General features: G+C 34.4%; 5 protein-coding genes and 1 pseudogene. 5 read left to right on the forward strand and 1 reads right to left on the reverse strand.

Features of this window, described 5'->3' with window-relative positions:
- Positions 1–1,115: pseudogene (locus P8M54_RS04075) on the forward strand (hypothetical protein); the annotation flags it as partial.
- Between the two features lie 123 nt (positions 1,116–1,238).
- Positions 1,239–2,243 carry a zinc dependent phospholipase C family protein gene (locus P8M54_RS04080; protein WP_300285499.1) on the forward strand — a complete coding sequence of 335 codons (1,005 nt, stop codon included), beginning with the start codon at positions 1,239–1,241 and terminating at the stop codon, positions 2,241–2,243.
- 59 nt (positions 2,244–2,302) lie between these two features.
- Here the strand turns inward: P8M54_RS04080 and P8M54_RS04085 are convergent, their stop codons facing one another.
- A complete protein-coding gene (locus P8M54_RS04085) occupies positions 2,303–4,399 on the reverse strand; it encodes an alkaline phosphatase family protein (RefSeq protein WP_300285501.1) in 2,097 nt (698 codons plus the stop codon).
- 422 nt (positions 4,400–4,821) lie between these two features.
- Here P8M54_RS04085 and P8M54_RS04090 point away from each other — a divergent pair, with 422 nt between their 5' ends.
- From P8M54_RS04090 to P8M54_RS04100, 3 genes are all read left to right on the forward strand, one after another.
- Entirely contained in the window at positions 4,822–5,484 is a 663-nt protein-coding gene (locus P8M54_RS04090) for a response regulator transcription factor (protein ID WP_300285503.1), read from the forward strand.
- 8 nt (positions 5,485–5,492) lie between these two features.
- Positions 5,493–6,872, forward strand: coding sequence for an ATP-binding protein (locus P8M54_RS04095; RefSeq protein ID WP_300285505.1), 1,380 nt, complete (start codon positions 5,493–5,495; stop codon positions 6,870–6,872).
- Positions 6,873–6,945: 73 nt separating this feature from the next.
- The coding region (locus P8M54_RS04100; RefSeq protein ID WP_300285507.1) for a CusA/CzcA family heavy metal efflux RND transporter at positions 6,946–9,207 on the forward strand (2,262 nt) is incomplete at its 3' end.

Consider the following 9,207-nt stretch of genomic DNA (forward strand, 5'->3'; position numbering starts at 1 on the left):
GTGCAATCAAACGTTCAATTGAGTCTAATGCGCAGCGCAAAGTGAGTATACTTAAGCCACAAGATGTGAAGTCATTACAGGATTACGGAATCTTGATTTTATATCAACCCACCACAGCCTTTAAGTCGGTTTTAGATTTAAATAAAGGAGCAGGATTAAATACTTTTATCATAACAGGAACGCATACTGATTTTGATTTTTTAAATCAGATTCAAACTAGTTTTGTTTTTAAAATGAGTTCTCAAAAAGAAGATTATTTGCCCAAATTTGAGGATCAGTTTAATTTATTTGCAGCAGATAATATAGGTTTCGAAAATTTTCCACCATTGCAAAATGCCTATGGTAAAATTCAGGCCAACAATACGGCAAGTGTCTTACTTTCTTCTAAAATCAGGAATTTGGATACCGGAGCTTCCTTATTGAGTTTTAGCGATGTTCAAGGTAAACGGACAGCTTACTTGTTTGGTGAAAATAGTTGGAAATGGCGTTTGCAGAGTCATATTGATGAACAGTCTTATGATAAATACGATATTTTTATAGATAAGATTATTCAGTATTTAGCTTCCAACGGATCCAAAAAGTCGCTAGTAGTCAACCATGAAAGTTTTTACAATAGTGGCGAAGCGATCGAGATTACGGCACAGTATTTTAATAAGAATTATGAATTTGATGAAAAAGCACGTTTAACAATTGCAGTTGTCAATTCAAAAACAAAGAAAGTTACCACCTATGATTTACTAAAAGGGAGTAACAGTTACAAGGTTAATTTAGACGGATTAGAAGCAGGAAATTATAGTTTTAAAGTGACTGAATTAAATAGCAAGACCACTTACTCTAGTTCGTTTGAAATCTTAGACTTTGATATTGAGCAGCAGTTCGTGAATCCAGATAAGGACAAGCTCAACCAATTAGCTACGCTTACGAAGGGAAAACTTTATTTTCCAAATCAAATGGATCAACTGATTGAATCCTTGGTACAAGATCAAAATTACAAAGCAGTACAAAAAAGTAACACAACACGATCTCCTCTTATTGATTGGTATTGGTTGCTGATATTAATCTCTATTTTTTTAGCAACGGAATGGTTTGTTCGTAAGTACAATGGCTTGTTGTAGTTGCTTTTGAAGTGGCTTACTGTTGACTTAGATTGACAATTGTTAAATTAACACAATCTTAAATTTATTTTCTTTGAAATGTATTTAAAAAAAATACATTTGTAGCTCAAAAAAAAGAAAAGAATGAAAACCAAAAAAATTAAATCTCTAGGAATCATGACTGTTGCTATTGCAATAGGATTCCTAACATTATCATGGGGTATTGTTGGTCATGAACGCATCAATAAAGCGGCTGTGATGGCATTACCTAAGCCTTTGATAGTATTTTTTTACAACCATATTGATTTTATCACACAAGAATCAACGGTGCCTGATTTACGTAAATACGTGATAGCAGATAAAAACGAAGCTCCAAGGCATTATTTCGACATGGAAAACTTTGGTGATGTTGCTAGTTTTCCTAAAAACATGACAGAAGCTAAAAAGAAATACGATGAAAAGTTCTTGTCGAAAAACGGGACTTTACCATGGTACATCCAAGAAATGATGGAGAAGTTAACTACTGCATTCAAGGAAAAACGCAAAAACGAAATTTTATTTATTGCAGCTGATTTAGGACATTATATTGGAGATGCGCACATGCCATTGCATACATCTGACAATCATGACGGACAATTATCAGATCAAAAAGGTATCCACAGTTTATGGGAAAGTAGATTGCCAGAATTGTTTGTAAAGAATTATAAGTTTAATGTTGCTCCAGCTACTTATTACAAAGATGTGGATCAAGCAATATGGGATATGATTAATGATACACACAGTCTAGTTCCTACTTTATTAACAGCTGACAAAGGTTTAAGAACTAGTTTACAACCTGCACAAATTTATGTTACTGATGCGGAAGGAAATGTAATTAAAAATAAATACAACAGTGCACGATACAATGACGAGTATGCTGCAAAATTGCACACCGCACTTGATGGAATGGTAGAAAGCCAAATGAAAAAAGCAGTCACGGCAACCGCTAGTTTTTGGTATACAGCTTGGGTAAATGCTGGAAAACCAGACCTAAGTAGTTTGGATGCAAAAGCGCTTACAGTACGTAATACTAAACTGTTGAAAAAGGATGCTAGATTATTTCAAAAAGGTGATATTTTTGGAGTAGCTGATGATAAAGACGCTGAATAAGATCTAGTTTTTTATTTAAAATAAACAAGCCTGTGATTGATTTCACAGGCTTTTTGTTTTTACTTCTTTTGGTAATTTTTTTGCTTCAATACATCCGAGGCTGTTTGATAATAAGCTATTGTTTCTTTAATCAAATCAGGTCTTGGTGATTGCAATTGTTTTTGATCGTAATACGCTTGAAAATCAGCCTCGATTCCTTCTTTTGGTTTTAAGGTTAGTTCAAATTGTTTTACTTGCTGTTTTGGTGATAGGATCGTTAAAACATTGTCCTTAATCATACCAAGATCTTGATAAGTGGCAATAAAGGCTCTTGGTTTGTAATCCTCCTTCATTACATCTTGACCAAAAAATTTCGATTGGTACTGGAAGTGAAGCAGTCCAAAAAGGGTTGGCATAATATCAATTTGAGAGACTAAATTTGTATATCGACCTGCCGTCACATAACCCGGACTATAGATCATAGCAGGAATTCGGTATTTATCGATTGGTAAGTCCGTTTTTCCCGCACTTGAAGCACAATGGTCAGCAATAATCACAAAAACAGTGTTTTTAAACCATGGCTGTTTTTTGGCCATTGTAAAAAACTTATTTAAGGCATAATCAGTATATTTTACTCCACCTTCTCTTGACTTGGCATCCCCAGGAATATCAATTTTGTCATTAGGATATGTAAAAGGTCTGTGGTTACTAACAGTCATCCAATGATTGAAAAAAGGTTTAGCCGCTAAGGCTTGCTCATTCATAACTTTTATGGCTTTGTCAGCCATGTCTTCATCGCAAACACCCCATACATTCGAAAAAGTGATTTCATTAGGTTTAAAAGATTTCTTATCGATAATTTTATATCCATTTCCTGTAAAAAAATCTTCCATGTTATCAAAGAAGGAATCACCACCGTATAAATAATTGACAGCATATCCTTTTTGAGCAAAAACGCTTCCTGTTGAGAATTTGTTTTTGTTGTCTTTTCTTTTCACCACGCTCTCTCCAGCAGTAGGAGGTAAAGATAAAGTTACCGCTTCAAGCCCACGAACGGTTCTGTTTCCTGATGCGTAACAATTAGTAAACAGTAAACTTTCTTTTGCTAATTGATCTAAAAACGGAGTTATGTTTTGGTCATTTCCATAGGCTTTCATAAAATCAGCACTGTAACTCTCAATAGTTATGAGCACAACATTCTTATGATTTTCAGTAGCTAGATCTTCAATAAGTCTTGAGCTAGAGTGATCTTGTATACCTGGAATTTGAGTCGCTAATATAGCGTACGCTTCATTGGTAGGAAGTGTTTTGTAAAATTTAAAGTAGTCCAACTCACTATTCACAAAGGCTAGGTAAAAGCGATACATTCCGTTTGATTGTAGCTCATTTGTAAATTTATTTTGAGAGTTCTCTGTGCGAGCTAAAGAAGGAATGGCAAAAAAGGAAATGGCAAGTAGAGTAAAATAAATCAATGTGAGTTTGATTTTTTCTGATAATGTGGGAATAGAAACGATATAGTCCTTCGAGATTTTTAAAAGCAGTAGGGTGACGCAACCTGCAATAAAAAAGAGACCGCTAAATAATGGAATTACGGGATAGGACTCCATAATATTGCCAATAACTTCGTTAGTATAAACTAAATAATTAACAGCAATAAAATTATATTTTACTCCAAATTCATTCCAGAAAAAGTATTCACTGATGGCATTTTGCAATATTAAAACAACATATAAAAACAGTACAAAGCTGAATAGCCAAAATCGGATTTTAGCACGTTGTTTGGGTAAAAAAAGCAATAAGCCAAACAGAATTGTTTTTAGACCAACAAAAGCCAAACCAATTTCAGGTAATGCTCCTCCATATTCCGACAGTATCGATTGCCCCGAAGCAATATAGATAAAAAGACTAATCATTAACCCTAAAATGATGTATCCGTAGGGTTTATGATATTTTTTATTGGAAATAAAAATAAGGTATAACCATAAAAAACCACTCGCTAAAGCAAAAACAAAGAAGTCAGATGCTAGTCCTAAAACGAATATTTTTAAAGTATCTACGGCAGTAAATGTGGACTGAGTTATAGGATGATAAAGCAAAACAATTCGGAGTACTACGCTAACCGCGATATAAAATGCAGCAAGATTGTAAAAAGGAGCAAATTTTTTAAGAAACGACATTTATTTATTTTTTCGGCAAAAGTACTCAAAATAGTACAGCATCAGCCGAAAGGTGTGAATATTGCTTTCTTAAGTTTTACTTAAAATGTAAATTTGGTACTGCTGTGAGTTTTATAAAGATGTTATCTTTGGAAGAAAATGGCTTGCAATTCGTTTAAGTAGGTCAGATCGATTGTACTTTCGGTTGCTAAATAAAAAAGTATTTGAAGTTTTTTATTTTTTGAAAACGTACGAACTTTTTAGAGCTAATCAATAATTTTTAAGGCATGACAATAGCATCAATTTTAGTCTTTTTTAAAAACTTTTGGCTATGAATTAATATCCTTAATTTGATATTGGAATCAGAGCCGTTAGTGAACTGGATTATTGCTCAATAGCTTCCTTTTGGTTTTACATAAGAAGCACACAAAATTTGGAATACTATGCATATTTTAATCGTAGAAGACGAACTTGGAATAATCCAATTCCTAAAACAAGGTCTGGAGGAAGAAGGCTATCGGGTGAGCACTGCAGTTGATGGACTACAAGGTTTTGAATTGTTTAAAAGCAACACCTATGATTTGATTTTATTAGATTGGATGCTACCCAAAATGACAGGTTTAGAATTGTGCAAGGCAATTAGAAATAGTGATATGAACACCCCTATTTTGTTTTTAACTGCCAAAGATACAATACAGGAAACCGTTGAAGGATTAAAAGCAGGCGCGAATGATTACATTAAAAAGCCTTTCAGTTTTGAAGAATTGCTAGAACGTATAAAAGTACATTTTAGAAAAACAACTGGTTCTCAAGTACTTTCTTTAGGTCATATTGTAATTGATTTAGATCAACATCTTGTTTTAGCAAATGAAATTCCCGTTTCGCTTACGCATCGCGAATTGGAACTTTTAACTTATTTAGTACAAAACAAAGGGAAAGTATGTACTCGAAACCAGATTATCGAACAGGTTTGGGATATTCATTTTGAATACGATACGGGGGTAATTGATGTTTTTATTAATGCTATTCGGAAAAAATTAAACCTCAAAATTGATCAAGATTATATTAAGACAATTAGAGGAGTAGGCTATATTGCTAATGATTAAAAATAAAGATGCAACAATTTTCATTTAAAAACAGAATAGCGTTTCATTACATCGTCACCACGGCATTGTTGATCTTTGTGGTATTTTTTGCTATTTATTCTATTGTCCGTTTTAGTGTTTACAATCATGTAAATAACGATATTGGTAAGGAAGTAAAAAATCACTTAAATGAAATTGAGATTAAAGGAGATGCCTTTTTTTTGATTCATATGGAAGAGTGGAAGGAGCGAGAACACAATACCGTTGATGTAAACCCGGTATTTGTGCAGTTTTTAGGCAATAAAAACCGTGTGTTGGAGAAATCGCCTAATCTAAAAAATGAAGTGTTGGCATTCCATCCTGAGGTCGAAAACAATACTTTATTTGACACCAGTTTGTCTTCCAATAAAATTAGACAGATCCAAGTTCCTATTATTTCCAATAAGCATACGATCGGTTATTTAATGATTGCTATGTCTTTAGAGGATGCAACAATGGTTTTGCAAAATTTATTAGAGATATTAATCGTCGCCTATCCCTTGATATTATTAATTCTATTTTTAATTGCGCGTTTTATTGCTGGTAGAAGTATTATTCCCATAAGTACTATTATAGCAACTTCAAACAGAATTACTAAGGACAATCTTAGCTCTCGAATTCTGTTGCCACAAAAAAGAGACGAACTGTATGTTCTTTCACAAACAATAAATAGTTTATTAGACCGAATAGAAACGGCAGTTGAAAGAGAAAAAAAATTCACCTCTGATGCCTCGCACGAGTTGCGGACTCCTTTAACAGTTATAAAAGGAACTTTAGAAGTGCTCTTGAGAAAGCCACGCACGACCGATGAGTACCATGAAAAGATTCACTATTGTGTTACCGAAGTGGATCGATTGAATCAACTCGTAGATCAATTGTTACTTTTAGCACGATTTGAAAACCAAAATCAGTCCGTAGTGATCGAAAATATAAGCTTGAACTCGGTTATTGCTGAGGGGCTAAGTCGGTTTTCAAATGCAATTGATTCAAAGCACATCTCTGTAATCAGTTCATTTCGCAAAGAATATTATTGCAAGAGCGATCATTATTTGCTTTCGATTATTCTTTCTAATATCTTATCAAATGCAATCAAATATTCTAATCCAAACTCCGCTATCACTATTTCATTAATCGAAAAGGAATCGGTGGTAGAATGTCATATTTCGGATACCGGTATTGGAATTCCTGCAGAAGATCTAAAACTGATATTCAACCAATTTTATCGTTCCAAATCATCGGAACATCCTGAAATTAAAGGAACAGGTTTAGGATTGTCTATCGTTAATAGATTGGCGGAAATTCTTCAGATTAAAGTAAATATACAAAGCCAAGAAGGAGCAGGGACAAAGGTTATCCTAAGCTTTCTTTAATCATACCTTAAGGCGTTCTTAAGAGAAAAGGCATGCAAATGATTTACTTTTGAATATCAAAAAAACAACGTTTATGTTAGAAAAAATTATTGCTTTTAGCCTTAAAAACAAACTCATCGTATTGCTGTTTACCTTAGGAATATTTGGATTCGGAGTTTATTCTATTTTTCAAATTTCCATTGGCGCTGTACCTGACGTTACGAATAATCAAGTTCAGGTAATCACCACCTCTGGGAACCTTTCTACCCAAGATATCGAACAATACATTACGTATCCTGTCGAAATTGAAATGGCCAATTTGCCTGGAGTGAAAGAAATTCGTTCTATTTCAAAATTTGGATTATCTGTTGTTACTATTGTTTTTGAGGATGATTTAGGAACCTACTTACCAAGACAATTAATTGCCGAAAAAATCAAATCAGCCTCTGAGAAAATCCCCGCTGGCTTTGGTTCTCCTACCATGGGACCTATAACTACTGGTCTTGGAGAGATTTATCAATATACGGTAGAAGTAAAATCCGAATTTAAAAATAATTATTCCGTTACCGATTTAAGAACTATCCAAGACTGGGTGGTAAAAAGACAATTATCAGGAATCAAAGGGGTGGTTGAGATCAATACCTGGGGAGGTTATTTAAAGCAATACGAAATAGCCATCAATCCATCGCAATTAAAGGCCATGAATATCGCTACAACAGATGTTTTTACTGCATTAGAAAAAAACAATAGTATCGCTGGTGGTGCGTATATCGAAAAAGTAAATCAAAGTTATTTTATTCGTGCCGAGGGTAAAGTAAATAACTTAGAAGACATTGAGAAAATAGTCGTTTCAAGCAATAATGGTTTTCCTATTTACATAAAAGATGTTGCCGAAGTCCGTTTTGGTAGTGCTAATCGTTTTGGAGCCATCACAGGAAATGGAGAAGGTGAGAAGGTATTAGGGCAAGTAATGATGCTGAAAGGAGCCAATTCAAAACAAGTAATCAATGATGTAAAAGCTAGAATCGCTTTAATTGAGAAATCTTTGCCGGAAGGCGTTTACATCAATGGATTCCTGGAACGTAGTGAATTGGTTGGAAAAACAACTGCAACTGTTGCCGAAAATCTAATTTTAGGTTGCTTGATTGTGATTTTTGTAGTGGTTTTATTGTTAGGAAATTGGCGCTCTGGATTGGTAGTTGCTTCTGTGATCCCTTTGTGTTTATTATTTGCTATTTCCTTGATGAATATTTTTGGAATTGATGCCAATTTGATGAGTTTGGGTGCAATTGATTTCGGAATTATAATTGACGGTGCGGTGATTATAGTCGAATTTATTGCTTTTCAGATAGCCAGTAAATCGGCGCAATTAGGACCACTTTCGAAAGAAGACAGGCGACTCGAGATCGACCAAATTACATACAATAGCGCCTCAAAAATGATGAATTCGGCTATATTTGGGCAATTGATTATACTCATTGTTTTTATCCCGATTCTTTCATTGACAGGAATCGAAGGGAAAATGTTTAAACCTATGGCAATGACTTTTAGTTTTGCCTTAGTAGGAGCCATGATTTTTTGCTTCACCTATGTTCCGGTCGTTTCTTCCTTATTTTTGAAACCAACAATCGAAAACTCAAAATCTATCTCTAGCCGATTGATCCGTAAGTTAAATTCATGGTATTTGCCTATTATTACTTGGGCGTTAATCAATACTAAAAAAGTGTTGTACGGTGCGGGTGCTTTACTAGTGGTAGCAATTACCCTATTTATAACCATGGGAGGCGAGTTTATCCCCACACTTGACGAAGGCGATTTTGTAATTCAACCCGTTCTTAAAACAGGAACTACTTTGACAAAAACAATTGCTACAACAACAAAAATTGAGAAAATAGTACTCAAGAATTTTCCAGAAGTGGAACAAGTAGTAAGCCGTATTGGTGCTGCCGAAGTCCCTACAGATCCTATGAGTATGGAGGAAAGTGATGTCATTGTAAAGCTAAAACCAAAATCAGAATGGGTTTCTGCAGCTACAAAGGATGAACTAGCCGATAAAATTAAAGCAGCAATAGAAAAGCAAATTCCGAACATGGAAATTGAATTTACACAACCGATTGAGATGCGTTTTAACGAATTAATATCTGGTACACGCTCTGATGTGGCAGTGAAGATTTTTGGTGAAGATCTAAATGTTTTGGCTCGAAAAGCCAACGAAATCAAGAGAGCGATTGCAAAAGTAGAAGGAGCTTCGGATATTATTATCGAAAAAACCGAAGGCCTACCGCAAATGACTGTGAAGTATGATCGTTCTAAAATAGCGAGGTATGGCTTGAATATTTCAGATCTTAATGACATG

The sequence above is a fragment of the Flavobacterium sp. genome, assembly GCF_029242675.1.
GTDB lineage: Bacteria > Bacteroidota > Bacteroidia > Flavobacteriales > Flavobacteriaceae > Flavobacterium.